Annotated in this window: 27 protein-coding genes; 20 read left to right on the top strand and 7 right to left on the bottom strand. The window is 72.6% G+C overall.

Going from position 1 to position 25168, the window contains the following annotated elements; all coding sequences use genetic code 11:
• Genes moaC through LQ222_RS18415 form a run of 4 tightly spaced genes read right to left on the bottom strand, consistent with a single transcriptional unit; the run spans position 1 to position 2931 of the window.
• Positions 1-471, bottom strand: coding sequence for a cyclic pyranopterin monophosphate synthase MoaC (gene moaC, locus LQ222_RS18430; RefSeq protein WP_305800025.1), 471 nt, complete (start codon positions 469-471; stop codon positions 1-3).
• Positions 471-1310 (bottom strand): indole-3-glycerol phosphate synthase TrpC, encoded by an 840-nt coding sequence (gene trpC, locus LQ222_RS18425; RefSeq protein WP_230168308.1) that lies wholly within the window; start codon positions 1308-1310, stop codon positions 471-473. The genes moaC and trpC overlap by 1 nt, the downstream gene beginning before the upstream one ends.
• Positions 1307-2332: an anthranilate phosphoribosyltransferase gene (gene trpD / locus LQ222_RS18420; RefSeq protein ID WP_230168307.1), complete on the bottom strand. Its 1026-nt coding sequence runs from the start codon at positions 2330-2332 to the stop codon at positions 1307-1309. The genes trpC and trpD overlap by 4 nt, the downstream gene beginning before the upstream one ends.
• On the bottom strand, positions 2332-2931 hold the full coding sequence (locus LQ222_RS18415; RefSeq protein ID WP_230168306.1) for an aminodeoxychorismate/anthranilate synthase component II: 600 nt from the start codon (positions 2929-2931) through the stop codon (positions 2332-2334). Before LQ222_RS18415 ends, trpD begins: the two co-directional genes overlap by 1 nt.
• Before the next feature lie 103 nt (positions 2932-3034).
• On the opposite strand from LQ222_RS18415, the gene LQ222_RS18410 reads away from it, so the two are divergent.
• The 5 genes from LQ222_RS18410 to LQ222_RS18390 all read left to right on the top strand — a co-directional run bounded on the left by LQ222_RS18410 (position 3035) and on the right by LQ222_RS18390 (position 6482).
• On the top strand, positions 3035-3472 hold the full coding sequence (locus LQ222_RS18410) for a hypothetical protein (protein ID WP_230168305.1): 438 nt from the start codon (positions 3035-3037) through the stop codon (positions 3470-3472).
• Positions 3460-3975 carry a hypothetical protein gene (locus LQ222_RS18405; protein ID WP_230168304.1) on the top strand — a complete coding sequence of 172 codons (516 nt, stop codon included), beginning with the start codon at positions 3460-3462 and terminating at the stop codon, positions 3973-3975. Before LQ222_RS18410 ends, LQ222_RS18405 begins: the two co-directional genes overlap by 13 nt.
• A gap of 163 nt (positions 3976-4138) precedes the next feature.
• The gene (locus LQ222_RS18400) at positions 4139-5098 is read left to right on the top strand and encodes a tripartite tricarboxylate transporter substrate binding protein (RefSeq protein ID WP_230168303.1); all 960 of its coding nucleotides are present in this window, start codon (positions 4139-4141) and stop codon (positions 5096-5098) included.
• Positions 5095-6297 (top strand): mandelate racemase/muconate lactonizing enzyme family protein, encoded by a 1203-nt coding sequence (locus tag LQ222_RS18395; protein WP_230168302.1) that lies wholly within the window; start codon positions 5095-5097, stop codon positions 6295-6297. Before LQ222_RS18400 ends, LQ222_RS18395 begins: the two co-directional genes overlap by 4 nt.
• Positions 6294-6482 carry a hypothetical protein gene (locus LQ222_RS18390; RefSeq protein ID WP_230168301.1) on the top strand — a complete coding sequence of 63 codons (189 nt, stop codon included), beginning with the start codon at positions 6294-6296 and terminating at the stop codon, positions 6480-6482. The genes LQ222_RS18395 and LQ222_RS18390 overlap by 4 nt, the downstream gene beginning before the upstream one ends.
• 55 nt (positions 6483-6537) lie before the next feature.
• Here LQ222_RS18390 and LQ222_RS18385 read toward each other — a convergent pair whose 3' ends face one another.
• The 3 genes from LQ222_RS18385 to LQ222_RS18375 form a co-directional block, all read right to left on the bottom strand.
• A complete protein-coding gene (locus tag LQ222_RS18385) occupies positions 6538-7692 on the bottom strand; it encodes a glycosyltransferase family 9 protein (RefSeq protein ID WP_230168300.1) in 1155 nt (384 codons plus the stop codon).
• A gap of 112 nt (positions 7693-7804) precedes the next feature.
• Complete coding sequence (gene trpE, locus LQ222_RS18380) at positions 7805-9319, bottom strand: anthranilate synthase component I (RefSeq protein WP_230168299.1); 1515 nt, start codon at positions 9317-9319, stop codon at positions 7805-7807.
• Entirely contained in the window at positions 9316-11208 is a 1893-nt protein-coding gene (locus LQ222_RS18375; RefSeq protein WP_230168298.1) for a peptidylprolyl isomerase, read from the bottom strand. The genes trpE and LQ222_RS18375 overlap by 4 nt, the downstream gene beginning before the upstream one ends.
• A gap of 106 nt (positions 11209-11314) precedes the next feature.
• Here LQ222_RS18375 and tpiA point away from each other — a divergent pair, with 106 nt between their 5' ends.
• From tpiA to LQ222_RS18300, 15 genes are all read left to right on the top strand, one after another.
• Complete coding sequence (tpiA, locus tag LQ222_RS18370) at positions 11315-12064, top strand: triose-phosphate isomerase (RefSeq protein WP_230168297.1); 750 nt, start codon at positions 11315-11317, stop codon at positions 12062-12064.
• A 35-nt stretch (positions 12065-12099) separates the two neighbouring features.
• Complete coding sequence (gene secG / locus LQ222_RS18365) at positions 12100-12414, top strand: preprotein translocase subunit SecG (RefSeq protein ID WP_230168296.1); 315 nt, start codon at positions 12100-12102, stop codon at positions 12412-12414.
• Positions 12415-12604: 190 nt separating this feature from the next.
• Complete coding sequence (locus LQ222_RS18360; RefSeq protein WP_230168295.1) at positions 12605-14239, top strand: CTP synthase; 1635 nt, start codon at positions 12605-12607, stop codon at positions 14237-14239.
• An 84-nt stretch (positions 14240-14323) separates the two neighbouring features.
• Positions 14324-15163, top strand: a complete 840-nt coding sequence (gene kdsA, locus LQ222_RS18355) for a 3-deoxy-8-phosphooctulonate synthase (protein WP_230168294.1) — start codon at positions 14324-14326, stop codon at positions 15161-15163.
• Positions 15164-15267: 104 nt separating this feature from the next.
• On the top strand, positions 15268-15513 hold the full coding sequence (locus tag LQ222_RS18350; RefSeq protein ID WP_230168293.1) for a hypothetical protein: 246 nt from the start codon (positions 15268-15270) through the stop codon (positions 15511-15513).
• A gap of 21 nt (positions 15514-15534) precedes the next feature.
• Positions 15535-15777, top strand: coding sequence for a hypothetical protein (locus tag LQ222_RS18345; RefSeq protein ID WP_230168292.1), 243 nt, complete (start codon positions 15535-15537; stop codon positions 15775-15777).
• A gap of 68 nt (positions 15778-15845) precedes the next feature.
• Complete coding sequence (locus LQ222_RS18340) at positions 15846-16148, top strand: hypothetical protein (RefSeq protein WP_230168291.1); 303 nt, start codon at positions 15846-15848, stop codon at positions 16146-16148.
• Positions 16149-16195: 47 nt separating this feature from the next.
• Positions 16196-17542 carry a hypothetical protein gene (locus tag LQ222_RS18335; RefSeq protein WP_230168290.1) on the top strand — a complete coding sequence of 449 codons (1347 nt, stop codon included), beginning with the start codon at positions 16196-16198 and terminating at the stop codon, positions 17540-17542.
• Positions 17543-17724: 182 nt separating this feature from the next.
• A complete protein-coding gene (locus tag LQ222_RS18330) occupies positions 17725-18585 on the top strand; it encodes a hypothetical protein (RefSeq protein ID WP_230168289.1) in 861 nt (286 codons plus the stop codon).
• A gap of 83 nt (positions 18586-18668) precedes the next feature.
• On the top strand, positions 18669-19946 hold the full coding sequence (gene eno, locus LQ222_RS18325) for a phosphopyruvate hydratase (RefSeq protein WP_230168288.1): 1278 nt from the start codon (positions 18669-18671) through the stop codon (positions 19944-19946).
• 151 nt (positions 19947-20097) lie between these two features.
• Complete coding sequence (locus tag LQ222_RS18320) at positions 20098-20427, top strand: septum formation initiator family protein (protein WP_374202175.1); 330 nt, start codon at positions 20098-20100, stop codon at positions 20425-20427.
• Positions 20428-20526: 99 nt separating this feature from the next.
• Entirely contained in the window at positions 20527-22194 is a 1668-nt protein-coding gene (locus LQ222_RS18315; RefSeq protein WP_230168286.1) for a mucoidy inhibitor MuiA family protein, read from the top strand.
• A gap of 301 nt (positions 22195-22495) precedes the next feature.
• A complete protein-coding gene (gene pdhA / locus LQ222_RS18310; protein ID WP_374202174.1) occupies positions 22496-23446 on the top strand; it encodes a pyruvate dehydrogenase (acetyl-transferring) E1 component subunit alpha in 951 nt (316 codons plus the stop codon).
• Position 23447: 1 nt separating this feature from the next.
• Positions 23448-24830 carry a pyruvate dehydrogenase complex E1 component subunit beta gene (locus LQ222_RS18305; RefSeq protein ID WP_230168284.1) on the top strand — a complete coding sequence of 461 codons (1383 nt, stop codon included), beginning with the start codon at positions 23448-23450 and terminating at the stop codon, positions 24828-24830.
• A 12-nt stretch (positions 24831-24842) separates the two neighbouring features.
• A partial coding sequence (locus tag LQ222_RS18300) for a biotin/lipoyl-containing protein (RefSeq protein ID WP_230168283.1) occupies positions 24843-25168 on the top strand: 326 nt, incomplete at its 3' end.

The raw sequence follows: 25168 nt of genomic DNA, 5'->3' as shown, positions 1-25168 counted from the left end.
TCACTCGCCACGGAATTCGCCCGACTTGCCGCCGGCCTTGTGGACCAGGCGCACATCCTCGATCCGCATGCCGCGATCGACTGCCTTCACCATGTCATACACGGTGAGCGCGGCGACGGTCACGGCGGTCAGCGCCTCCATCTCGACGCCGGTGCGCCCGGTCAGCGTCACGGTCGCCTCGATGGCCACCGCATCCTCGCCCACGGGCACCAAATCCACCGCAACCTTGCTGAGCATCAGCGGATGGCACAGCGGGATCAGGTCCGACGTCTTCTTCGCCGCCATGATGCCGGCGATGCGCGCCACCCCCAGCACATCGCCCTTGCCCGCGCGGCCCTCGCGGATCATCGCGAGCGTCGCCGGCTGCATCACGATGCGCCCGCGCGCGGTGGCGCTGCGCGCGGTCTCGTCCTTGCCGGCCACATCGACCATCGCCGCGCGGCCGGCGGCATCGAAATGCGTCAGCGCCATCAGCGCGCGTCGACCAGCGCGCGCGCTGCCACGGTCACGTCCGGCTGGCGCATCAGGTGCTCGCCCACCAGGATGCAATGCGCGCCGGCCATCGCCATGCGGCGCACATCGGCCGGCGTGCGGATGCCGCTCTCGGCGACCGGCAGGCGGTCGGCGGGCACCAGCGGGGCCAGTGCCTCGGTGGTGTCGATGTCGGTCTGCAGGGTGCGCAGGTTGCGGTTGTTGATGCCGATGAGGCGCGTGCGCAGCCCCAGCGCGCGGTCGAGCTCGGCGCGGTCATGCACCTCGGCCAGCACCGCCATGTCGAGCGACAGGGCGATGTCCTCCAGCTCGTTCGCGCGTTCGTCGGTGAGGGCGGCCATGATCAGCAGGATGGCGTCCGCACCCATCGCGCGCGCCTCGAAGACCTGCCAGGGATGGATCATGAAGTCCTTGCGCAGCACCGGCAGGGAACAGGCGGCGCGCCCGGCCTCCAGGTGCTCGCGCGCGCCCTGGAAATACGGGCCGTCGGTCAGGATGGACAGGCAGGCGGCGCCGCCGGCCTCGTAGGCGGCGGCCAGCGCGGCGGGTTCGAACGGGTCGCGGATCAGCCCGCCGGAGGGCGAGGCGCGCTTGATCTCGGCGATCAGCCCGGTGCGGCCCTCGCCGATGCGATGGCACAGCGCACCGACGAAGTCGCGCACATGCGGCGCATGGCCGGCGGCGCGCTCGATCTCGGATTGCGAGGTCGCGGCCATGCGCTCGGCCACCTCGCGTTCCTTGTCGGCGATGATGCGGACCAGCACGTCGGGCACCGAGAGCGCATCGGCGGTCGTGGTCACGGGCGTGGGCACGTTCATGCGGCAGCGTCCTTGGGGGGGCAGGCGGCGCGGAGGCGCGTCAGTACGCGCAGCGCCGCCCCATCGTCTATGGCGCGCGCGGCGATCGCGGCGCCCTCGCGCAGATCGGCGGCGCGCCCCGCCACCACAAGGGCGGCCGCGGCGTTCAGCAACACGACATCGCGATACGCGCCGGGCGCGCGGTTGAGCAGGGCTTCCAGCGCCACCGCATTCTGCGCCGGGTCGCCGCCCTTCAGCGCCTCGGCCGGGGCGCGCGGCAGGCCGGCATCCTCGGGCGCCACGGTGAAGGCGTGGATCGACCCGTCGGGGTCCAGCGCGACCACCTGGCTCTCGCCGGCCAGGGTCAGTTCATCGAGGCCCTGGCCATGCACCAGCCAGGCGCGCTCGGTGCCCAGCCGCCGCAGCGTCTCGGCCATCGGGCGCAGCCATTGGGGGGCGAAGGCGCCGGTCATCTGGCGCGCGACGCGCGCCGGGTTCGCCAGCGGGCCGAGCAGGTTGAAGATGGTGCGCGTGCCCAGCTCCACGCGCGGCCCCGCGGCGTGGCGCATCGAGGCGTGGTGCCGCGGCGCCATCAGGAAGACCATGCCGGCCTCGCGCAGCACGGCGGGCAGGCGCTCCATCGGCACGTCCAGCGAAATGCCCAGGGCGGCGATCGCATCCGCCGCGCCCGACTTCGACGACAGCGCGCGGTTGCCGTGCTTGGCGACCGGCACGCCCGCCCCGGCCACCACCATGGCGGTGGTGGTGGAGATGTTCAGCGTGCCCGCCGCATCGCCGCCGGTGCCCACGATGTCGATGGCGCCCGCGGGTGCCTCGATCGCCACCATGCGCGCGCGCATCGCGCGCACCGCGCCGGTCATCTCGGCCACCGTCTCGCCGCGCACGCGCATCGCCATCAGCAGGCCGGCGATCTGCGCGGGCGTCGCCTCGCCGGCCATGATGATGCCGAAAGCCTCCTCGGCCTCGGCCTCGGCCAGCGTCTCGCCGGCGGCAAGCCGCCCCAGGATCGGCTTCAGCGACATCAGGCCGCGACGGGGGTGGGCAGGGTCGCACCCGCCAGCGTCAGGAAGTTCCGCAGCAGGTCGTGGCCATGGGCGGAGGCGATGCTCTCCGGATGGAACTGCACGCCCGAGACCGGCAGGTCGCGATGCTTCACGCCCATGACCATGCCGTCCTCGGTCCAGGCTGTGACATCGAGGCAGTCGGGCAGGCTGGCGCGTTCGACGATCAGCGAATGGTAGCGCGTGGCCGCGAACGGCGAGGGGATGCCGGCGAAGACGTCCCGCCCATCATGGTGCACCTGCCAGACCTTGCCATGCACCGGTTCGGGCGCGCGCACCACCTTGCCGCCGAAGGCCTGCCCGATCGCCTGGTGGCCCAGGCAGACGCCCAGCACCGGCAGCCGCACCTCGGCCGCCAGGCTGATCAGCGGCAGGCAGATGCCGGCCTCGTTCGGCGTGCAGGGGCCGGGCGAGAGCACCACGGCCTCGGGCTTCATCGCGAGCACGCCCTGCGGGTCGATGGCGTCGTTGCGGCGCACCTCCACCCTGGCCCCCAGGTCGCCCAGGAAGTGGAACAGGTTGAAGGTGAAGCTGTCGTAGTTGTCGATCAGGAGGATCATGGCGGGTGATCCTTGGACCCGGGCGGGGGGGGAATCAAGGCCGCGCTTGCCCCTGGTCGCGCGCCCATGCAACTGTTGCTGACCCGCATCGAAGGGTGGCGACATGACGGTCCTGCGCGCGGCGTTCCTCCTGCCGATGATCCTCGCGGCCATGCCCGCCGCGGCGCGCGAGCCCTGCCTGGGTCGCCCGCCCAGCGGCCCGGCGGCCGAACTGCGCGACATCGGCAGCGTCAGCGTGCCGACCGGCCCGCGGATCGACATCCATCTTTGCCTGGTCTCGGCCGAACGCCGCCCGCTCGCCACCGTCTCGGTGAGCTTCCAGGTGTATGGCGCGGACGGCGCGCTGCTCGGGCAGGACGGCAATACGGTGTTCAATCTCCAGCCGGTGGACGGCGCCGGCGGGCCACCGCGCCACGCCGTGCTGATGGCCGCGGGGGTCGGCCTCACGCGCCCGCTCGCCCCCGGCGAGGTGCCGCGGATCGTGCGGGCCGGCTGCGTGACGCAGGTGGCCGGGCAGGCGGTACGGCCATGCCGCACCTGACCCGCATTGCCCTGGCCGGACTGGCGGCGCTGCTCGCTGCCTGCGCCACGCCGCCACCGCCGGCGCCCCCGCCGCCGCCCATCCCGGTGGCCTGCCTGGCGCCCGCCGGCGCACCGCAACGCGACATCGACATGGTCGATATCGAGATGCGCTGGGCGCCGGCCGAAGGCTATTTCCTGGTTGGCGGCTGCCTGGTGGTGCCCGGCGTGCCGGCCGTTCTGACCGCCAATGCCGCCTGGGCGCTGCTGAACCGCCGCGGCGCGGTGGTGGGGGCGGGCGGCTCCGGGCGCTACGAAGGACCCTACCTGCCGCCGGAAGGCGGTGGGCCGATCGCCTTCCGCCTGGGTGCCAACCCGTCGGCGCCCGACCCGACGGCGGTGACCGCGCGCGTGCTGGTGCGCTCCGAGATCACGCTGTGCGACGATGCCGCCTGCACCGCCAGGCGGCAGATCACGCGCAGCATGGTCCGCACCGCGCGCTTCGTCGGCCCGCGGCCGCCCTGAGGCGGGCGCCGCGCGGGCCCTCGCGCGCGACGTGGCATTGCGCGGGCTCTCGCCCGCGACGTGGCATTGCGCGGGCCCTCGCCCGCGACGTGGCATTGCGCGGGCTCTCGCCCGCGACGGGGCGCCGCGATAGGCTCCGGCCCTCGACCGGAGGAAACCGACGATGATCCGCATGCTGCTCGTCGCGGCGCTGCTTGCCGCGGCGCCGATGCTGGCGCCACGCGCCGCCGACCTGCCCGACCGCCCGATCCGCATCATCGTGCCCTTCACCCCCGGCGGCACGTCGGACATCGTCGCGCGCCTGCTGGCCGAGGCCGCCGGCCCGCACCTGCCGCGCGGCGCGGTGGTCGAGAACCGCGGCGGCGCGGGCGGCAATATCGGCATGGCGGAAGCCGCGCGCGGGGCGGCGGATGGCTCCACGCTGATCCAATGCGCCTTCGGCCCCTGCGGCGCCAACCCGGCGCTGTATGCGAACCCCGGCTACAACCTGCTGGCCGATTTCGCGCCGGTGATCCTGACCGGGGCGGTGCGCAACGTGATGACGGTGCGGCGCGAATTGCCGGCGGCGAATGTGCAGGAATTCCTCGCACTCGCGCGCCGCCAGCCGCTGTCCTTCGCATCTTCGGGCGTGGGCGCGTCGAACCACCTGGGCCCGGAGCTGCTGCGGTCGATCACCGGCATCGAGATGACGCATGTGCCCTATCGCGGGTCGGGCCCCGCCATCACCGACCTGGTGGCGGGGCGCGTCGATGTGTTCTTCGACAACCTGCCCTCGATCCTGCCGCATATCCGCAGCGGTACGGTGCGCGCGCTGGCGGCGGTGTCCGACACGCGCATCCCCGAACTGCCCGACGTGCCGACCTTTGCGGAACAGGGCGTGCAAGGCATGGCGATTGATTCCTGGTTCGGCTTCATGACGCCGGCGCGCACGCCGCCGGCCGCCATCGCCGCGCTCAACGCCGCCTTCGCCCAGGCGCTGCAGAACCCCGCCGTGCGCGCCCGCATGATGGAACTGGGTGCGACGCCGCTGGGTGGGTCGCCCGAGCAGATGGGCGCCCATGTCCGTGCCGAGGCCGCACGCTGGGCCGAGGTCGTCCGCCGCCAGGGAATCCGCGCCGAATGAGCCGTATCACGAACATCCGCACCATCCGCATCGGCGAACGCCCCAACCTGATCTGGGTCGAGGTCACGACCGACGAGGGCCTGACCGGCCTCGGCGAAGCCTTCCGCGGCGCCGCGGCGGTGGAAGCCGTCATCCACGAAAGCGTCGCGCCGATGCTGCTCGGCCGCGATGCGCGCGACATCGAGCCGGTCTCGCGCGCGCTGCTCACGCCCTATGTCGGCTTCGGCGGATCGTCGGCCGAGGTCCGCGCGGCATCGGCCATCGACATCGCGCTGTGGGACCTGATGGGCCAGCGCCACGGCATCCCGGTACATGAGGCGCTCGGCGGCAAGGCGCGCGACCGCGTGCGCAGCTACAACACCTGCGCCGGCTACGACTACAACACGAAATCCGCCGCGCGGCGCGACATCGGCGCGGGCGACGAAGCCCGCGGCCCCTACGATGACCAGGTGGCCTTCATGCGCGACGCCGGGACGCTGGCCGAAAGCCTGCTGTCCGAGGGCTTCAACGCCATGAAGATCTGGCCCTTCGACATCTATGCGCCGGCGACGCAGGGCGTGTCGATCACGCTGTCGGATTTGAAGAAGGGCATCGAGCCCTTCGCGAAAATCCGCCGCGCCGTTGGCGACCGCATGGAGATCATGGCCGAGCTGCATTCGCTGTGGTCGATGCCCGCCGCCTTCCAGATCTGCAAGGCGCTGGAAGACTTCGACATCACCTGGGCGGAAGACCCGATCGCCAAGATGGACGACGTTGCCTCGTTGGCCGAGCTGCGCCGCGCCGTGCGCACGCCGATCTGCGCGAGCGAGACGCTCGGCGGCAAGGTGGCCTTCCGCGACCTGCTGGTGGCCGGCGCCACGGATATCGTGATGCTCGACCTCGCCTGGTGCGGCGGGCTGACCGAGGCGCGCAAGATCGCCGCCCTCGCCGAAGCCTGGTCACGCCCGGTGGCGCCGCATGACTGCACCGGGCCGATCACGCTGATCGCCTCGGTCCATCTGGCGATGCACGCACCGACCGCGATGTTCCAGGAAGTGGTGCGCGCCACGCTGGCCACCTGGTACCGCGACCTGGTCACGGTGCTGCCGCGCGTCGAGCAGGGCTGGGTGCTGCCGATGGAAGGGCCGGGGCTGGGGGCGCGCCTGCTGCCCGATGTCGCGGCACGCGAGGATGCCGTGGTCAGGACCAGCGCGCGATGATGATCGCGCTGGACGTCATGCCGTGGCTGCTGCCGGCGATCCTGACCATCCTGGTGGGGGTGGGCGTGCTGCTGCGCCGCCACCACCGCGCGGCCGCTGCGCGGATCGTGCTGGGCACGGCGCTGGCGCTCCTGGCCGCCTGGGTGGTGCTGAGCCTGTTCATGGCGCTCGGCGCCATCGCCTGAGGTCGCGGCGCGCCGCAGCGCAAATGGTTGGCGGCCTGGCTGGCGTGCCGTCAGGTCACGCCGGCGGCGGCAGGTTCCCCGTCCGCACGAGGAACGCCGCGCGCGCCACCGCGCCGCGCCAATCGGCGCCGCCATCCGGGCAGCGCACCAGCCGCACCGAGGGGTACCAGACCGGCACGTCCTGCGCGTGCAGCCAGCGCCAATCCGCGTGCCGGCCATGCATCAGCATCAGCGCCGGCCGCCCCAGCGCGCCGGCCACGTGCAGCACCGCGGTATCGACGCTGACGACCAGGTCGAGCGCGCTGATCGCCGCCGCGGTGTCGAGGAACCAATCCGCCCCGCCATCCAGCTCCGGCCCCAGCCGGTCAAGCGGGAAGGGGGCGTCCTGCTCCTCGCCCGGCCCCTTCTGCAGCGCGAACAGCCGCACGCCGGGAATGGCCGCCAGCGCCGCGAAGGCCGCCAGCGGCACGGATCGGTTGGCATCGACCGGTGCGTTCGGATTGCCCTGCCAGACGATGCCGATGCGAAACCCGCCCTCGCCGATGCGCGCGCGCAGCCTGGCGCGGCGGGCGGGATCCGCCGCCAGGTAGGGCACCCGCCCCTGGTATTGCTGCGGCGACAGCGCCAGTGCGCGCGGCAGGTCCATCAACGGCAGCCAGGCCCGCACGCCGGGGACCGACCCCGGCGCGCCGCTGGCCCGCAGGTCGATACCGCCGGTCACCGGCGCCAGCAACGCATGCAGCCGCTGGTCGACCACCGCATGCACGCGCATCCCGCGCGCCACCAGCAGCGGCAGGTAGCGCGCGAACTGGATGGTGTCGCCCAGGCCCTGTTCACCCATGACCAGCACGGCCTCGGGGCTGCCCTGGCCGCGCCAGGGCGGCAGCGGCACCGGCCCGTCCGGCCCCGGGCGCGTGACGCGCGGGAAGGCCGAGGGCAGCAGGTCGAAGCGGACCTCGTAGGCTGCCCAGGCCTCGTTCCACAAGCCGGCCTGGAACAGCGCGCGGGCGAGGGCGGCGCGCACGCGCTGGTCGCCCGGGACCAGCGCGGAGAGTGCGCGCAACGCGGCGGCGGCCTCGGTCGCGCGGCCATCGGCGCGTGCGGCGTCGGCGAGGGCGAGGAGCGGCGCGAGGTCGGGTGGTGCCGCGGGCGGCGCGCGGGTGGGTGCCGCCGCTGGCGGCGCGGGGGCGGGCGTTGCCGCTGGCGGCACGGGATCCGGTCCGGCCGCGGGCGGTGCATCCCCCGGCGCCCCCACGCGCGAAGTCGCGTCAGGCGTGCTCGCGGGCGGCACCGGACCGGGCGTGCCCGCGCCTGACATGCGGTCAGGCGTTCCCGCGCTCGCGCTTGCCGGCGGCGAAGCGCACCGCTTCCTCGGCCGCGCGGAACAGCGCGCGGGCCTTCTGGTGCGTCTCCTCGTATTCCGACTTCGGGTCGGAATCCGCCACCACGCCGGCGCCGGCCTGCACATGCATCACGCCATCCTTCACCAGCGCGGTGCGCAGCGCGATGCAGGTGTCCATGCCGCCATCGGCGCCGAAATACCCGATGCCGCCAGCGTACAACCCACGCCGCGAGGGCTCCAGCTCCTCGATGATCTCCATCGCGCGGATCTTCGGCGCGCCGGTCAGCGTGCCGGCCGGGAACCCGGCGCAATAGGCATCGAGCGCATCGAGCCCCTCGCGCAGCCGCCCCTGCACCTCGGACCCGATGTGCATCACCTGCGAATAGCGTTCGACCTGGAACTGCGCCGTCACCTTCACCGTGCCGATGGCGGCGACGCGCCCCACATCGTTGCGGCCGAGGTCGAGCAGCATCAGGTGCTCCGCGCGCTCCTTCGGGTCGGCCAGCAATTCGACCTCCAGCGCGCGGTCTTCTTCCGGCGTCGCGCCGCGGCGGCGCGTGCCGGCCAGCGGGCGCACGGTCACGGTGTTGTCGCGGCAGCGCACCAGGATTTCCGGGCTCGCGGCCACCACCGAGAACCCGCCGAAATCCCCGAAGACCAGGAAGGGCGCGGGATTGATCCGACGCAGCGCGCGATACAGCGCAAACGGCGGCAAGGCGAAGGGCACCGAGAATCGCTGCGCCGGCACGATCTGGAAGGCATCCCCGGCGCGGATGTAGTCCTTGGCGCGCTCCACCGCCGCGATGTAGCCGGCCTCGGTGAAGTTGCTGTCGGGCTGCGCGAGGCGCGGGAGGTTCACCGGCGGCGCCGCGCGCGGTACCGGGCGGTCCAGCGCCGCCTCCGCCTCATCGAGCCGCGCCTCGGCCGCCTCGATCAGCGCATCCGGCTCGCCGCCCGGCCAGACCGGGGCACACAGCGTCAGCGTGTCCCGCACATGGTCGAAGACAGCCATCAGGGTCGGCCGCGTCAGCACCGCATCGGGAATGCCGAGCACGTCGGGCTTTGTGCTCGGCAGCTTCTCGATCAGCCGCACCATGTCGTAGCCGAGGTAGCCGAACAGCCCGGCGGCCATCGGCGGCAGGCCGGGCGGCACCGCCATGCGGGCCTGGCCGATCAGCCGACGCAGGCTGTCCAGCGCCGGGCCGGGCTCGGGCTCGAAGGCGTGGGGCGCGGTCAGCGCATGGCGGTTGATCTCGGCGCGGCCGTCCTTGCAGCGCCACACCAGGTCCGGCGCCATGCCGATGCCCGAATAGCGCCCGCGTGCCGCACCGCCCTCGATCGATTCCAGCAGGAAGGCGTTCGCCTGCGCGCCGCCGGTCAGCTTCAGGAAGGCGCCGACCGGGGTGTCGAGGTCGGCCACCCGCTCGCGCACCAGGATACCCGGCCGCCCGGCCGCGAGCGCGGCGCGCACCGCGGCGGCGTCGGTCCCGCTCATCGCCCGGTCACCTGGTCCAGCAGGGTGCGGTTGATCCGCACATCGGCGCGCCCGCGCAGCGCCTGGGCGTACTGCTCCTCGAGCTCATCCTGCATTGACTGCTCGATCTCCGTGCGGATGCGCCCCATGCCCAGCGGGTCGGTCGCCGGGTTGAAGGGAATGATCTCGGTCAGCCGCGCCACGGCGAAGCCGGTGCGCGTCTCGGCCATGGTCACGTCGCCCTGCCTGGCTTCGAACAGCGGAGCCAGCAGTTCCGGCGGCAGGGTATTGGCCTGCTGCGGGGTGCGGCCGAAGGGGCCGGCCCGCTGGACGATCAGGCCGGCCTCCTCGGCCGCCTCCTGCAGGGGCTTGCCGCCGCGCACCGCGGCCAGCAGCGCGGCGGCGCGTTCCTCGGCGGCACGCCGGCGGGCATCGGCGATGAAGGCGGCCTGCAGCGATCCCTCGATGCTCTCGAAGGGCCGCAGCGCGGGCGGCGTGATCGCGCGCAGCTCGACCGCGACGAAGGCGTCGCCCATCTCGGTCATGCGCGGCGCATCGCCCTGGCGCGCGGCGAAGACGGCGCGCAGCAGGTCGGCGCGCTGCGCGTCGGGCACCGGCAGCGCGACCACGGCATTCGCGGGGTCGCGGCCGGCGGAATCCATGGTGGCGGTGACCAGCGCCAGGCCGAGACGCTGCGCGACCTCGGCCAGCGGCGTGCCGCCGGCCAGCGCATCCTCGACGCGGTTGGCGCGCTCATAGGCCATGTCCAGCGCGCGGTCGCGCGCGACCTCGGCGCGCAATTCGTCGCGCACATCGGCCAGCGTGCGGATCGCCGCCGGTTCGATCCGGTCCACCTTGATGACATGCCAGCCGAAGGGCGACTGCACCGGGTCGGTCACCGCGCCGTCCGCCGCGGCAAAGGCCGCCTGCGCGACATTCGCCAGCGGCAGCGTGGCGCGATCCAGCAGGCCAAGGTCGGCGGCGCTGCCATCGGCCGCGGTGGCGGCCGCCTCGATGGCGGGGAATTCGGCGCCGCCGCGCCAGGCGGTGGCGATCTCGCGCGCCGCGGCCTCGGTCGGCACCACCGCCTGGCGCAGCGCGCGGCGCTCGGGCGTGTCGTATTGCGCGCGGCGCTGTTCATAGGCCTGCGCCAGGTCGGCGTCAGGGACCTCGATCTCGGCCGCGACACCCTCGGGCGACAGCACCGCGATCGCCGCCTCGCGGTATTCGGGCGTGGAGAAGCGCGCCGGGTTGTTCTCCTGGTAGCGGCGCAGCTGCGCCTCGGTCGGCGGCTCGGGGTCGGGCATCGCCGCGGTATTGACCGCGACCACCTCGGCCGAGCGGCGTTCCATCGCCCAGGCCAGCAGCGGGGCGGACATCGCATCGGGGCCAAGCGCGCCGGAGCGCACCGCGCCGGCCAGCTGCTGGCGCAGCAGGTCGCCCGCCACCACCTGCAGGAACTGCTGCTCGTTCAGCTCGTTCTGGCGCAGGAAGCTGTCGAAGATGGGGCGCGAGAAGGTGCCATCCGCCCCCCGCAGCCCCGGGATGGCGAAGACCGAATTGCGCACCGCATCCGCCGGCGCGCCGATCCCCTGGCGCCGGGCTTCGGTGCGCAGCGCGCGGTCCGAGATCAGCTGCTCCAGCGCCTGCGCGGCCACCGCGCGGCGGATGTTGTCGTCGGGTTCGAAGCGCGCGCCCATCTGGCGGGCGATGCGCGCCATCTCGCGCCGCGCATTCGCCTGCGCCTCGGTCAGTTCGATCGGGTCGCCGCCGACATGCGCGACGGCGGTGTCGCGGCCGATGTTTCGCACCACGTCCTCGATCCCCCAGACCGCGAAGGACAGGACGAGCAGGGCGAAGAGGATCTTGGCGACCCAGGTGCCGGCGAGGCGGCGCAGCGCGGTAAGCATGGCGCGTGCCTACCAGCGGGCGGCGGGCGGCGGAAGGGGCCGTGGCACCCGGCTTGGAGGCGGGGCGCATTTCCGATACTCCGGCGCGCCTGAAGGAGACACGCCCATGACCCCCGGAACCCGCCCGATGATCGCCGGCAACTGGAAGATGCATGGGCTGGCGGCCGATGGGCTGGCGCTGGCGCGGGCCGTTGCGGCAGGCGCGCCTTCCGGGCCGGAGCTGGTGGTCTGCCCGCCGGCCACGCTGGTCGCAGCCCTCGCCGCCGCGCTGGCCGGCACGCCGGTCGCCGTGGGCGGGCAGGATTGCCATGCCGCGGCCAAGGGCGCCCATACCGGGGACATCGCGGCGCCGATGCTGGCCGATGCCGGGGCGCGCTTCGTCATCCTGGGCCATTCCGAACGGCGCGCCGGCTACCGCGAGACCGACCCCACCGTGCGCGCGAAGGCCGAGGCCGCCATCGCCGCCGGCCTCACCCCCATCGTCTGCGTCGGTGAACCCGAGGATGACCGCCTGCTCGGCCGGGCGGAGGAGGTGGTGGCCGACCAGCTCGCCGGCTCCCTGCCGCCGGGCTTCGGCGCCGTCGGCGGGGTGGTGGCCTATGAACCCGTCTGGGCCATCGGCACCGGTCGCACGCCGACCGAGGCCGACATCGCCGCCATGCACGCGATGATCCGGGCGCGGCTGGTGGCGGCCTTCCCGGGGCCGGGGGCGATGCTGCGGATCCTGTATGGCGGGTCGGTGAAGCCGTCGAACGCCAAGGCCATCCTGGCGCTGCCGAATGTGGATGGGGCGCTGGTCGGCGGGGCGAGCCTGGTCGCGGCGGATTTCCTGGCCATCGCGGCGGCGGCGGGCTAGCCGCGGCGCCCGCGCCTCGCTAGATACCCCTCGCCATGACCACCGTCCTGCTCGTCATCCATCTGTTCGTCACCCTTGCCCTGATCGGCCTGGTGCTGCTCCAGCGCAGCGAGGGCGGCGGGCTGGGCATCGGGTCCTCCGGGGGCATGGGGTCCTTCATGGGCGGGCGGGGCACCGCCAACCTGCTGACGCGCGGCACCGCCATCCTGGGGACCGCCTTCTTCGTCCTCGCGCTGGCCTTGGCGCTGCTCAACCGCGGGGCGTCGCAGCAGAACCGCTCGATCCTCGATTCGCCGCCCCCCGCCAGCGCGCCGGCCGCCCCCGTGCTGCCGGCCGTGCCCACGAACTAGAGCGAGCTGATCTCGCTTGCCTTCGCCGAACACGCTCTACTTCTCTGTTCTTGCGCGTTTTCCGAGTCGTCAGGCGCAGCCGCCTGACGTGAAAATGCTGTAGCCGCTTTGCAACCACTTGCCGCCGCGCGGCCGCCCCGCTGACAGCGCGGGTGGCGCATCCGCGCGCCCGGGTCTAAGGAGAGCGCCCATGGCGCGGTTCGTCTTCATCACCGGCGGCGTGGTCTCCTCCCTGGGCAAGGGCATCGCCTCGGCGTCGCTCGGCGCGCTGCTGCAGGCGCGCGGCTACAAGGTGCGGCTGCGCAAGCTCGACCCCTACCTGAACTACGATCCCGGCACGATGTCGCCCTACCAGCATGGCGAAGTCTATGTGACCGATGACGGGGCCGAGACCGACCTCGACCTCGGCCATTATGAACGCTTCACCGGTGTCGCGGCGCGCAAGCCGGACAACTGGACCACCGGGCGGATCTATTCCGACGTGATCGCCGCCGAACGTCGCGGGGACTACCTGGGCGGGACGGTGCAGGTGATCCCGCACATCACCGACAAGATCAAGGAAGTCATCCAGGCCGAGACCGACCCCTACGACTTCGTGCTGGTCGAGATCGGCGGCACCGTGGGCGACATCGAATCGCTGCCCTTCCTGGAGGCCATGCGCCAGCTGGCGAACGAACTGGGGCCGCAGCGCAGCCTGTTCATGCACCTGACGCTGGTGCCCTACATCGCCTCGGCCGGCGAATTGAAGACCAAGCCGACGCAGCATTCGGTGAAGGAACTGCTGGGCCTGGGCATCCAGCCGCAGATCCTGCTGTGCCGGTCCGACCGGCCGATCCCGGAGAATGAGCGCCGCAAGATCGCGCTTTTCTGCAATGTCCGCCCCGAAAGCGTGATCCCCGCCCTCGATGCCCGCACCATCTACGAGGTGCCGCTGATGTATCACCGCGAGGGTCTCGACCAGGAGGTGCTGCGCCATTTCGGCCTGTCGGCCTATGGCGAGCCCGACATGACGCGCTGGGCGCGCATCGTGCAGGCGGTGAAGCAGCCCGAGGGCGAGGTGACCATCGCCGTGGTGGGCAAGTACACCAACCTGCTCGACGCCTATAAGTCGCTGAGCGAGGCGCTGGCCCATGGCGGCATGGCGCACAACGTCAGGGTCAACCTGGACTGGGTGGACAGCCAGATCTTCGAGGATGACAGCGCGGCCGTCGCGCGGCTCGAGAAGGTGAACGGCATCCTGGTGCCCGGCGGCTTCGGCGAACGCGGCGCCGAGGGCAAGATCGAGGCGGTGAAATTCGCCCGCGAACGCCGCATCCCCTTCTTCGGCATCTGCTTCGGCATGCAGATGGCGGTGATCGAGGCGGCGCGGAACCTGCTGCACATCAAGGGCGCGTCCAGCACCGAATTCGGCGCCTGCCCGGAGCCCGTGGTCGGCCTGCTGACCGAATGGCTGCGCGGCAACGAGGTCGAGAAGCGCGCCGCCGCCGGGGACCTGGGCGGCACCATGCGCCTGGGCGCCTACCCGGCCGCGCTGGCCGAAGGCTCCCTGGTGCGGGAGGTCTATGCCGGCGCGCCTGTCATCGAGGAACGCCACCGCCACCGCTACGAGGTGAACGTGGCCTACAAGGACCGGCTGGAGGCGGCGGGGCTGCGCTTCTCCGGCATGTCGCCCGACGGCGTGCTGCCCGAGATCGTGGAATACCCTGACCACCCGTGGTTCATCGGCGTGCAGTACCACCCGGAGCTGAAGTCCAAGCCGTTCGAGCCGCATCCGCTGTTTGCAGGATTCGTGGGGGCGGCGGTGAAGCAGGCGCGCCTGGTGTGATGCGTCGCGCCGCGCGGGCCGCGCCGCGGTGGGCGCACTGAAACGCATCCAGGCGCGCATCGCCGCGCCGTCCCGGAGTTGTCCATGCGCCACGTCCCCGCCGGCCCCGTCACCTTCGGCAACGACCTGCCGTTGGTCTTCCTCTGTGGCCCCTGCCAGATCGAATCCCGCGCCCATGCGCTGGAAATGGCCGCGGCCCTGAAGGAGATCGCCACCGCCGCCGGCGTGCCCCTCGTCTACAAGTCGTCCTACGACAAGGCGAACCGCACCTCGGTCTCCGCCGCCCGCGGCATCGGCATGGCCGAGGGCCTCGACATCCTCGCGCAGGTCCGCGCCACCACCGGCCTGCCCACCCTCACCGACATCCACGCCCCCGACCAATGCGCCCCGGCGGCCGAGGCGGTGGACATCCTGCAGATCCCCGCCTTCCTCTCCCGCCAGACCGACCTTCTGGTCGCGGCCGGGGAAACCGGGCGCGCCATCAACGTGAAGAAGGGCCAGTTCCTCGCGCCGTGGGACATGCAGAACGTGGCCGCCAAGATCGCCAGCACCGGCAACCACAACATCCTGCTGTGCGAACGCGGTGCCTCCTTCGGCTACAACACGCTGGTCGCCGACATGCGCTCCCTGCCCATCATGGCGGCCACGGGCTATCCGGTGGTGATGGACGCCACCCACGCCGTGCAGCAGCCGGGCGGGCAGGGGACGTCCTCCGGCGGCCAGCGCGAATTCGCCCCGGTGCTGGCCCGCGCCGCCGTGGCCGTCGGTGTCGCCGCGGTCTTCATCGAAACCCACCCTGACCCCGACCACGCGCCCTCGGACGGGCCGAACATGATCCCGCTGCGGCAGATGCCGGCGCTGATCGCGCGGCTCAAGGCCTTCGACGCTCTCGCGAAGGCGGAGCGCGACCCGGCCGGCGCGTGACCGGCGGCCAGGCGGCGTCGCGGCACCTGCACGGCGCGCCACGCATCGCGGCCCCCGCGCAGGGTTTCATTGCGTCGCGCGCCAGGCCGGGCAAGCCTGCCCGGGTGACCCTGCGTGATCTCCCCACCGCGCGCGTGATGCTGATGCTGGCCTGCGGCGCCGGCATGATCGGCGGCCTGCTCTGGATCCGCTTCGGCGGCGGTGTGGCGGCGGGCCTGTCGGTGTTCGGCGCGGCCCTGGCAGCGGCCTATGCCTTCGGCCCCTTTCCCGGTGCCGGCGCAGACGACGTGAGTGGCGGCGACAGCGGCGGGCGCCACAGCGATGGCGATGGCGGCGATGGCGGCGAATAGGGTCCGCCCGGTGCGGCGCCCATGACCCGCCCGCCCGGCCTGCCGCCGGCACCGCGCCGCCCGGTGCCCGCGGTGCTGATCCTCGCGGTCATGGCGCTGGTGCTGTGGTGGTCGGTGCCGGCGGGCGTCACCGCGCTGCGCCTGTCAGGCTGGCATCCGGAAACGCTGGTCGTGGTGCTCGGCGCCCATGCGCTGTTCCTGGCCGCCTTCGGCTGGATCGCCTGGCTGTTCTGGGCGGCGCGCCGGCCTGGCGATGGCGGCTGATCCAGCCCCGCGCAAGCCTTCCTTCACCCCCCCTGCCGCAGCATCCGGCGCATCGCCCGGGGGACTTCATGCGCATCACGTATCTGGCCGATGGAACGGCGGTGCCGGTCTATGAGCCCGGCGACCTGGTGCGCCTGCTACGCGACGAACCCGGCGAACCCGTGACCGCGCAGGCCGGTGAGTGGGGCGTGGTGGTCCGCAACCGTGGGGCGGCCGGGGTCGATGTCCGCCTTGCCGGTCATTCGCGGCCGCGCACCGCCCGGATGCCGGTCGCGAGCGGCCTGCCCCCGAGCCTGCTCGTGCCCTGCGACCGGCAGGGCCTGCGCATCGACCTGCAGCGCGACCTGCGCCAGGCGCGCCGCCGCGGCTGACGCGCGCCGCTTGCCGGACGCCCGGTGCGCCTCTATCCGACCCGCCCATGGACGACCCTGCGGCTTTCGAGACGCTCGCCCGCGCGCCGCTGCACGAGATGCGCGGCGCGGCCTGGGACGCCTTCCTGCCGGCCGTCGCAGCGTGGCTCGACCATGCCGATCCCACCATCCGCGCCCGCGCCGCGGAACGCCTGGCGATGGCGGTGTTCTGGGCCGAGGCCAGCAGCGTGATCCAGGCGCGCAATGCCGGGCAGACCCTGCCGCACGACCCCGCCGGGCGCCTCGCCTGGCTGCTCGGCGTGATTAACGCCGCCCAGGCCCGCCACCCGGATGTGATCGGCGCCTTCCTCGACAGCCTGCGCTTCCACAACCTGGACGAGCCGATGCGCGGGCCGCTGCTGGGCTGGCTCGATGCGCTGCGCGACGCGCCGCCGCCCGGCCTGGACCCGGCCCGGGCCGAGGGCATCGCCGTGCTGGTCCGCCCCTTCGATGCCGACGACGCTGCCGATGTCGCGCGCCTGGTCGCGCTGCTCGACCATCCGTCCGCTTACCTGCGCGCCTGCGCCGCGCGGCGCCTGAGCGGACAGGAGGGCCGCGCGATCGACGTCGCCGCGATCTTCGCGCTGGTCACGCAGAAGGAGATCGCGCGCCCGGGCATCGCCGGCCCCTTCTGGTCCGACTGGCAGTATGCGCGCGAGGACCTGCCCTTCGACCCGGCCGACTGGATGATGGACATCCTGGAACGCCGCGCCGGCCCCGAGCCGGACGGCATGCCCTTCAACGGCATCGACTTCCACCTGCACGAGATCTGCGACCACGCCCCCGACGCGGTGCGCCGCATGATCCGCGGCAGCCATGGCGCGCTCGCCATCGAGACCGCGACCGAAGCGCGTGGCGTCGTCCCGGGCATGGAGCCCGTGCTGCGCGACCTCGCGGCGCATCCCGACGCCGCCATCCGACAGCGTGCGCGCTTCCACCTCGCGTATTTCTACGCGGTGACGCTGCCGCCCGAGCCCGGCGCGCCCCTGATCCGCCACTGGCCGGACTGGGAAGCCGACGCGCAGGCCTTCAGCTTCCACCAAGGGCCGGCGAACCAGGCCTGGTGCGCCGTGATCCATCCGCGCGAACCCGGCGCGCGCTGGACCGATGCGCGCGCCTGGGCGCTGGCCGACCGCGCCCTGCCGCCCGGGCTGCGCGGCGCGCTGGTGGCGCATCCGCTCGATTTCGCGCAGCCAGCGGACCCGGCGCCGTTTCGGCTGGGAGATGCGCTGATGCGGCGCTTCGCCGCCGGCGCGTCGATCGACATGCAGGGTGACCCCGACGCCGGCACCTGGGCGCGGATCGAGATCGGCGCCGTGTCGCTCGGCGCGCGCTGGACCAGCTTTCCCGCGTGATGCGCGGCGGGTTCGCCATCCGCGCGGGCAAGGCGCCCCTGCCGAGGGCACGAGCGCCTGGCGCGTGCCGCGACGCCGAAGCGTCCCGCGCGGCATTCGAAGGCGGCCCAGGAAGCGCGCCAGCGGTCGAGGATTTCGGCCGCTGGCATTAGTCTCGCCCGCCCGAACCGGAGTCCCCCCCCATGCGCCGAGGCCTACTTGCCGTGCTCGCCCTGCTGCCGGTGCTGGGTTGCGCCATGGCGCCGCCCGCGCCGCAGGGCCCGGCGGCCGACCACGCCAGGCTCGCCATCGCCGCCGACCGTGCGATCGGGCAGATGATCGACCACCTTGCCGCGCGCGAACGGGTCGAAGTGGAGCAGGCCGCCTCGCTGCGCTTCGCCGCCGCCGCCAGCGTGACGCGCGCGCTGCCGGCGCCGGCGACCCCCGTGGTGGGGGCGGTGCTCGACCCCGGGATGGACCTGGTGGTGATCGCGGCGCAGCGCCTTGCTGTCCTGGCCGGCGGCGCCGGCGCGGGCGGTGATGCCGAGGCGGCCGCCGCGCTGGCGCGCTTCGAAGCCGCGCTGGGCGGCCTGCGCGCGGTGCCCGGCCGCTGGCCATCGGAGGCTGCGCGCCGCCGCGGCCTGGATGGCTTCCGCGCGCTGGCCGCGCCGGTGCCGGCGGGCGCCGATGCCGCGACGCTGGCCGCCGCGCGCCAGGGCGCGATCATGGCCGGGGTGGCGCTGCTGCAGGCGGTGGTCGGCGATGACGCGCGCAGCGGCCTGCGCGGCGTGCTGGCTGCGCGCCACGAGGCCTGGCGGGAGGCGCAGCGCGGCCTGCTCGCGACCGGGCAGCGGATGGACCCGGCCCAGCGCCTGGCGCTGTGGAACCGCGTGCAGGCGGCGCTGGCGGCCGATGGCTTCGACCTGCCCGCGGCCGAGGTGGTGCGCCTGCTGGGTGCGCTGCCCCCCGCCCATGCCGCGGCCGGCGCGGGCGACCCGGCCGGGGTGGCGGCGCTGCAGGCGGCGCTGGCGCGGTTCCAGTCGGTGCTGGCGCAGGCGCGCTGAGGGCGGGCTTGCCGGCCCCCGGCCTTTCGCGTTGCCGCGGGCTCGTGTAGCCACCCTCGCAACGCAGCCCCTGGAGTTCCCGCATGTCCGCCATCGCCGACATCATCGCCCGCGAGGTCCTCGATTCCCGCGGCAACCCGACCATCGAGGCCGAGGTGGTGCTCGACACCGGCGCGCGCGGCCATGCCATCGTGCCCTCGGGGGCCTCCACCGGCGCGCATGAGGCGGTCGAGCTGCGCGACGGCGACAAGAAGCGCTACGGCGGCAAGGGCGTGCTGAAGGCGGTCGGCAATGTCGAGGGCGAGATCTTCGACGCCATCTCCGGCATGGATGCCGAGGACCAGGTCCGCATCGACGAGGTGATGATCGAACTCGACGGTACGCCCAACAAGGCGCGGCTCGGCGCCAACGCCATGCTGGCCGTGAGCCTGGCGGTGGCCAAGGCGGCGGCGGTGAACCTGGACGTGCCGCTGTACCGGTATGTCGGTGGCGTGTTTGCCCGCACCCTGCCGGTGCCGATGATGAACATCATCAATGGCGGCAAGCACGCCGACAACCCGATCGACATCCAGGAATTCATGATCATGCCGGTCGGCGCCGGCACCATCGCCGATGCGGTGCGCGTGGGATCGGAAGTGTTCATGGCGCTCAAGAAGGCGCTGCACGATGCCGGCCATTCCACGAACGTGGGCGACGAGGGCGGCTTCGCGCCGAACATCGGCTCGGCCGACGAGGCACTGGGCTTCATTGCCAAGGCCTGCGAGGCGGCGGGCCACCGGGTGGGAGAGGACGTGGTCTTCGCGCTGGATTGCGCCGCGACCGAATTCTTCCACGACGGCGCCTACAAGCTGGATGGCGAGGGCAAGACGCTGGATGCCGGCGGCATGGTCGACTACCTGGCCGCGCTGTGCGCGAAGTGGCCGATCGTGTCCATCGAGGACGGCATGAGCGAGGATGACTGGGCCGGCTGGAAGGCGCTGACCGACCGGATCGGCGACAAGGTCCAGCTGGTCGGCGACGACCTGTTCGTGACCAACCCCGAGCGCCTGCGCCTGGGCATCGAGCGCGGCACCGCCAATGCCATCCTGGTCAAGGTCAACCAGATCGGCACGCTGACCGAGACGCTGGAGGCGGTCGAGACCGCCCATCGTGCCGCCTATCGCGCCGTGATGTCGCACCGCTCGGGCGAGAGCGAGGACGCCACCATCGCCGACCTGGCGGTGGCGACGAATTGCGGGCAGATCAAGACCGGGTCGCTGTCGCGCTCGGATCGCCTCGCCAAGTACAACCAGCTGATCCGCATCGAGCAGGGGCTCGGTTCGGCGGCGCGCTACGCCGGGCGCGGGGTGCTGCGGCGCTGACGTTCCGTTCAGCTTCGCGCCATCGCCGAGGACAAGTGAGTCCCTGATGTCGCGGGGGGCAAAAAATCTGCTCCCCGCGCGCGATTTCCTGGACGAAGCGGGTGACACCGAGTCGCCCGCACGCCTAGAATCACGTGTCGTCTCGTCCTGGATGCCCCTGTTGCGGTTCATCAAGCGCATCTTCAATGCCCTGGCGCTGCCGGTCCTGTTCCTGGCGGTCTCGGGCTATTTCGTGTGGCACGCCATGCATGGCGAACGCGGCCTGATCGCGCGCGAGCACCGCGTGGCCGACATCGCGGCGGCGCGCGCCGAACTGGCGCGGGCCGAGGCCGATCGCGATGCCATCGAACGCCGCGTCACCGGGCTGCGCGGCGACCGGCTCGACCGCGACCAGCTGGATGAACGTGCCCGCGCGCTGCTGAACATGGCCGGGCGCGACGAGATCGTGGTGCCCTATCCGCAGGATCGCCGCCTGTATTGACGCTCGGCGCGCTGTGACGCGCGGCACGTGCCGCGCGCCGGCGCGGTTGCGCGGCGCCAGGCCAGGGCGGATGCTGGCGGCCCTTCGCCGGAGGTCGCCATGCCGCGCCTGCTGATCGCCGCCCTGTTCCTGGCCGCCATGCCCGCCCTCGCGCAGCCCTCGCGCATCGAGGTCGCGGCGCCGCCCGCCGCCGTCACCGTGCATCCCGACATCGCGACGGTGACGCGGCGTGGCAGCGCCGATATCCCGGCCGGCGAGAGCGTCCTGGTGCTGCCCAATATCCCCGGGGCGGTGCTGCGCGAGAGTGTCACGGCGCGCGCCCAGGCCGCCGCCGCGGTCGCCATCGGCAGTGTCGAGCTGCGCCAGGCCCGCTTCGACCGCGGCGCCGTGGATGTGCGCCGCGCCGCACTGGAGGCGCGCCTGGCCGAGGCCGAGGCCGCCATCGCCGCGACCGATGCGCGCCTCGCGGCACAGGCGGCGCAATTGCGCCTGGTCGAACGGCTCGCCGGCGGCTTCGTCGCCGCGCAGCGCCAGCCGGCGGTGTCGAACGAACCGGCGCCGCGCCTCGCCGCCGATCCCGCCGCCTGGCGCGCCGCCTGGGAGGCGGTGCGCGAGGGCACCGAGCAGGCCGCCGAGGCGACCCGCCTGCTGCAGGCCGACCGCCGCCCGATCGAGCAGCGGCGCGATGCGATCCGCGCGGAGATCGCGGCGCTCGGTGGCCCGCCGCCCGGCACGCTCGAGATCGCGGTGGCGCTGCGCGCCGAGGCGGCGACGCGCATCGAGATCGAGGTGAGCTACCAGGTGCGCGGCGCGCGCTGGGTGCCGGTCTATGAACTGCGGCTCGACAGCGAGGCGGCGCGCGTGACGTTGCGGCAGGAGGCGATCGTCTCGCAATCCACCGGCGAGGACTGGGCCGATGTCGCGCTGACGCTGTCCACCGCGCGGCCCACCGAGGCCAGCGCGCCGCCGCGGCTCGCGCCCTGGCGGATCGCGCTGTTCGATCCCGCGCGGTTGCGCGAACAGGCGCCGCGCGACCGCCCGGAAGCGGCCATGAGCCGCGCCGCGCCGGCCGCCGCGCCGGCGCCCCCACCACGCGAGGCGGAGGTGGTCAGCGCCGCCATCCAGGCGACGGGCTTCGCGGTGGAATACCGCATCCCCGGGCGCGCGGGCATCGGCGCCGACGGGTCCGACCGGCGTGTGCGCATCGCCGACCTGCCGGCGGAGGCGAGCCTGTCGGCGCTGGTGGTGCCGCGGCGCGCGGCGCGCGCGTTCCTGACCGCGCGATTTGCCCATGCCGCGCCGGCGCCGACGCTGCCGGGGGCGGCCTCGCTCTACCTCGATGGCGTGTTCGTCGGGCGCGCGGCGCTGCCGCTGCTGCGCCCCGGTGAGGAAGCGGCGCTGGGCTTCGGCGCCGACGATCGCATCCGCGTCACCGCCGAACCCCAGGCGCGCCGCCGCGCGCAGGAAGGCAGCCTGCTGACCGGGCGCACCACGACCGAGAGCTTCGAGACGGTGACGCTGCTGCGCAGCTTCCACGCGCGCCCGATGGAGGTGGTGGTCGAGGACCAGGTGCCGGTCTCGGGCGATGCCGAGCTGGTGGTGGCGATGCAGGCCGACCCGGCGCCGACCCAGCGCGATGTCGAGGATCGCCCGGGGATCGTCGCCTGGCGGCTGACGCTGGCGCCGGGGGAGGAGCGGCGGATCCGCTTCGGCTTCAGCGTGACGGCGCCGCGCGAGCGCCAGGTGCAGGGGTTGCCGGGGCGCTGACCGCGCGGCCGGGCACGCAGATTCAGATGCTTAACTGAATTTCGGTTAAGCGTCTTATTGCATTGCGAAAGAACGATTTTTTGCGGATGGCGCTTGCGCAGCGCGGCATTCGGCGCCTAATTCGCCTCTGTTAGTTCCGCGCGCAGCCGCCACGCCAACCCTGCGCGCAGGTACGTCCGGCAAAGGGGCCGGCCGTATCCGTGAGCGCCGATCCGAGGGAGTGAACGCCATGGCCCAGGCCGCCGAGACCAGCCCCAAGCGCCGCGGGCGCGGAAAGGAACCTGCGATCAGGCGGGCGGACATGCTCAAGGCCTATCGCGACATGCTGCTGATCCGCCGCTTCGAGGAGAAGGCGGGCCAGCTGTACGGCATGGGGCTGATCGGGGGCTTCTGCCACCTGTATATCGGGCAGGAAGCGGTCGTGGTCGGCATGCAGATGGCGCTGAAGCCCGGCGACCAGGTCATCACATCCTATCGCGACCACGGGCACATGCTCGCGACCGGCATGGAGGCGCGCGGCGTGATGGCGGAACTGACCGGGCGCATCGGCGGCTATTCCAAGGGCAAGGGCGGGAGCATGCACATGTTCTCGCGCGAGAAGGGCTTCTACGGCGGGCATGGCATCGTCGGCGCGCAGGTGTCGCTGGGTGCGGGCCTCGCCTTCTCGAACTGGTATCGCGGCGACGACCATGTCGCCGTCACCTATTTCGGCGAGGGTGCGTCGAACCAGGGCCAGGTCTTCGAAAGCCTGAACCTGGCCGCGCTGTTCAAGCTGCCCTGCATCTTCGTGATCGAGAACAACAAGTACGGCATGGGCACGAGTGTCGAGCGTGCCTCCGCCTCGCGCGACCTGTCGCAGAACGGCGCCGCCTGGGGCATCCCGGGCGAGCAGGTGAACGGCATGGACGTGATCGCGGTGCGCGAGGCGGCCGAGCGTGCCGTCGCCCACTGCCGCGCCGGCAAGGGGCCGTATCTGCTGGAGATGAAGACCTACCGCTACCGCGGCCATTCCATGTCGGACCCCGCCAAGTACCGCACGCGCGAGGAAGTGCAGAAGATGCGCGAGCAGTCCGACTGCATCGAGACCGCGCGCAAGCTGCTGGTCGACCAGTTCGCGGTGACCGAGGCCGAGCTGAAGGTGATCGACGACGAGGTGAAGGCGATCGTGCAGGACAGCGCCGACTTCGCGCAGCAATCGCCGGAACCGCCGGAGAGCGAGCTCTGGACCGACATCCTGCTGGAGACGAAGTGACATGGGTGCCGTGATCCTGATGCCGGCGCTCTCGCCGACCATGACCGAGGGCAAGCTGGCGCGCTGGCTCAAGAAGGAAGGCGACAAGGTGAAGTCCGGCGACGTCATCGCCGAGATCGAGACCGACAAGGCCACGATGGAAGTGGAAGCGGTCGACGAGGGCACCATCACGTCGATCGTCGTGCCCGAGGGCACCGAGGGCGTGCAGGTGAACAGCCCGATCGCCGAACTCGATGGCGGTGCGGGCGGCGCGGCCGCGCAGACCATGCACGGCATCACCAACAAGAACGAGCGCGAGAACGAGAAGATGATCGCCGATGCCGGCACCGCGCAACGCCACGATGCCACCGTGCCCGCCGCGCCGCGCACCCCCGAGGTGCAGCCTGAGCGCGACTGGGGGCCGGTGAAGTCCATCACGGTGCGCGAGGCGCTGCGCGACGCCATGGCCGCCGAGATGCGCGCCGACAAGGACGTCTTCCTGATCGGCGAGGAGGTCGGCCAGTACCAGGGCGCGTACAAGATCAGCCAGGGGCTGCTGGATGAATTCGGCCCCAAGCGCGTGATGGACATGCCCATCACCGAGCACGGCTTCACCGGCATGGCGGTGGGTGCCGCCTTCACCGGCCTGAAGCCGATCGTCGAGTTCATGACCTTCAACTTCTCGATGCAGGCGATCGACCAGATCATCAATTCGGCTGCCAAGACGCTGTACATGTCGGGTGGGCAGCTGGGCTGCCCGATCGTGTTCCGTGGCGCCAATGGCGCGGCGTCGCGCGTGGCGGCGCAGCATTCGCAGTGCTACGCGTCGTGGTACGCGCATTGCCCGGGGTTGAAGGTGGTCGCGCCCTGGTCGGCGGCCGATGCGAAGGGGCTGCTGCGCGCGGCCATCCGCGATCCGAACCCGGTCATCTTCCTGGAAAACGAAATCCTGTATGGCCAGTCCTTCGACTGCCCAACGGACGAGAACTTCATCCTGCCGATCGGCAAGGCGAAGATCGAGCGCGCCGGCACCGACGTGACCATCGTGGCCTTCTCGATCATGGTCGGCATGGCGATGCAGGCGGCGGAGAAGCTGGCGGAACACGGCATCAGCGCGGAGGTCATCAACCTGCGCTCGCTGCGCCCGCTGGACACCGAGACCATCGCGAATTCCGTCCGCAAGACCAACCGCCTGGTGACGCTGGAGGAAGGCTGGCCCTTCGCCGGCATCGGCGCCGAGGTCGCGATGCAGATGATGGAGGTCTGCTTCGACCACCTCGATGCGCCGCCGGTGCGCGTGCATGGGCTCGATATCCCGATGCCCTATGCGGCCAACCTGGAAAAGCTCGCGCTGCCGCGCCTCGAACAGGTGGTCGATGCGTGCAAGCGCGTGACCTACAAGTGAGGGGCTGAACCGATGGCAACCAACATCCTGATGCCCGCGCTCTCCCCCACCATGACGGAGGGCAACCTCGCGCGCTGGCTGAAGAAGGAAGGCGATCGCGTGAAGGCCGGCGACGTGATCGCCGAGATCGAGACCGACAAGGCGACCATGGAAGTGGAAGCCGTGGACGAGGGCATCCTCGGCAAGATCCTGGTGCCGGACGGCACGCAGGGCGTGAAGGTGAATGACGTGATCGCGGTGCTGGTGGAGGCCGGGGAGGCGGTGCCCTCGGGCGCGCCGGCCGCCGCACCGGCGCCGGTCGCGGCCACGCCGGCGGCAGCGCCCGCGCCGGCCGCGGC

It is taken from the genome of Roseomonas sp. CECT 9278, from assembly GCF_918698155.1.
Classification (GTDB): Bacteria; Pseudomonadota; Alphaproteobacteria; order Acetobacterales; family Acetobacteraceae; genus Neoroseomonas.
The sequence above is the reverse complement of the archived record's forward strand: the minus strand, read 5'-3'. Positions and strand labels throughout refer to the sequence as shown.

Excerpts from the sequence above, each read along its gene's own strand:
- kdsA (WP_230168294.1), top strand. The coding sequence starts at position 14,324 with ATGCGCCACGTCCCCGCCGGCCCCGTCACCTTCGGCAACGACCTGCCG.
- LQ222_RS18395 (WP_230168302.1), top strand. The coding sequence starts at position 5,095 with ATGAGCCGTATCACGAACATCCGCACCATCCGCATCGGCGAACGCCCC.
- LQ222_RS18400 (WP_230168303.1), top strand. The coding sequence starts at position 4,139 with ATGATCCGCATGCTGCTCGTCGCGGCGCTGCTTGCCGCGGCGCCGATG.
- LQ222_RS18360 (WP_230168295.1), top strand. The coding sequence starts at position 12,605 with ATGGCGCGGTTCGTCTTCATCACCGGCGGCGTGGTCTCCTCCCTGGGC.
- trpC (WP_230168308.1), bottom strand. The coding sequence starts at position 1,310 with ATGAACGTGCCCACGCCCGTGACCACGACCGCCGATGCGCTCTCGGTG.
- LQ222_RS18390 (WP_230168301.1), top strand. The coding sequence starts at position 6,294 with ATGATGATCGCGCTGGACGTCATGCCGTGGCTGCTGCCGGCGATCCTG.
- trpE (WP_230168299.1), bottom strand. The coding sequence starts at position 9,319 with ATGAGCGGGACCGACGCCGCCGCGGTGCGCGCCGCGCTCGCGGCCGGG.
- LQ222_RS18410 (WP_230168305.1), top strand. The coding sequence starts at position 3,035 with ATGACGGTCCTGCGCGCGGCGTTCCTCCTGCCGATGATCCTCGCGGCC.
- LQ222_RS18305 (WP_230168284.1), top strand. The coding sequence starts at position 23,448 with ATGGGTGCCGTGATCCTGATGCCGGCGCTCTCGCCGACCATGACCGAG.
- LQ222_RS18415 (WP_230168306.1), bottom strand. The coding sequence starts at position 2,931 with ATGATCCTCCTGATCGACAACTACGACAGCTTCACCTTCAACCTGTTC.
- tpiA (WP_230168297.1), top strand. The coding sequence starts at position 11,315 with ATGACCCCCGGAACCCGCCCGATGATCGCCGGCAACTGGAAGATGCAT.
- LQ222_RS18340 (WP_230168291.1), top strand. The coding sequence starts at position 15,846 with ATGCGCATCACGTATCTGGCCGATGGAACGGCGGTGCCGGTCTATGAG.
- moaC (WP_305800025.1), bottom strand. The coding sequence starts at position 471 with ATGGCGCTGACGCATTTCGATGCCGCCGGCCGCGCGGCGATGGTCGAT.
- LQ222_RS18345 (WP_230168292.1), top strand. The coding sequence starts at position 15,535 with ATGACCCGCCCGCCCGGCCTGCCGCCGGCACCGCGCCGCCCGGTGCCC.
- trpD (WP_230168307.1), bottom strand. The coding sequence starts at position 2,332 with ATGTCGCTGAAGCCGATCCTGGGGCGGCTTGCCGCCGGCGAGACGCTG.
- secG (WP_230168296.1), top strand. The coding sequence starts at position 12,100 with ATGACCACCGTCCTGCTCGTCATCCATCTGTTCGTCACCCTTGCCCTG.
- LQ222_RS18375 (WP_230168298.1), bottom strand. The coding sequence starts at position 11,208 with ATGCTTACCGCGCTGCGCCGCCTCGCCGGCACCTGGGTCGCCAAGATC.
- eno (WP_230168288.1), top strand. The coding sequence starts at position 18,669 with ATGTCCGCCATCGCCGACATCATCGCCCGCGAGGTCCTCGATTCCCGC.
- LQ222_RS18335 (WP_230168290.1), top strand. The coding sequence starts at position 16,196 with ATGGACGACCCTGCGGCTTTCGAGACGCTCGCCCGCGCGCCGCTGCAC.
- LQ222_RS18330 (WP_230168289.1), top strand. The coding sequence starts at position 17,725 with ATGCGCCGAGGCCTACTTGCCGTGCTCGCCCTGCTGCCGGTGCTGGGT.
- LQ222_RS18405 (WP_230168304.1), top strand. The coding sequence starts at position 3,460 with ATGCCGCACCTGACCCGCATTGCCCTGGCCGGACTGGCGGCGCTGCTC.
- LQ222_RS18320 (WP_374202175.1), top strand. The coding sequence starts at position 20,098 with ATGCCCCTGTTGCGGTTCATCAAGCGCATCTTCAATGCCCTGGCGCTG.
- LQ222_RS18315 (WP_230168286.1), top strand. The coding sequence starts at position 20,527 with ATGCCGCGCCTGCTGATCGCCGCCCTGTTCCTGGCCGCCATGCCCGCC.
- pdhA (WP_374202174.1), top strand. The coding sequence starts at position 22,496 with ATGCTCAAGGCCTATCGCGACATGCTGCTGATCCGCCGCTTCGAGGAG.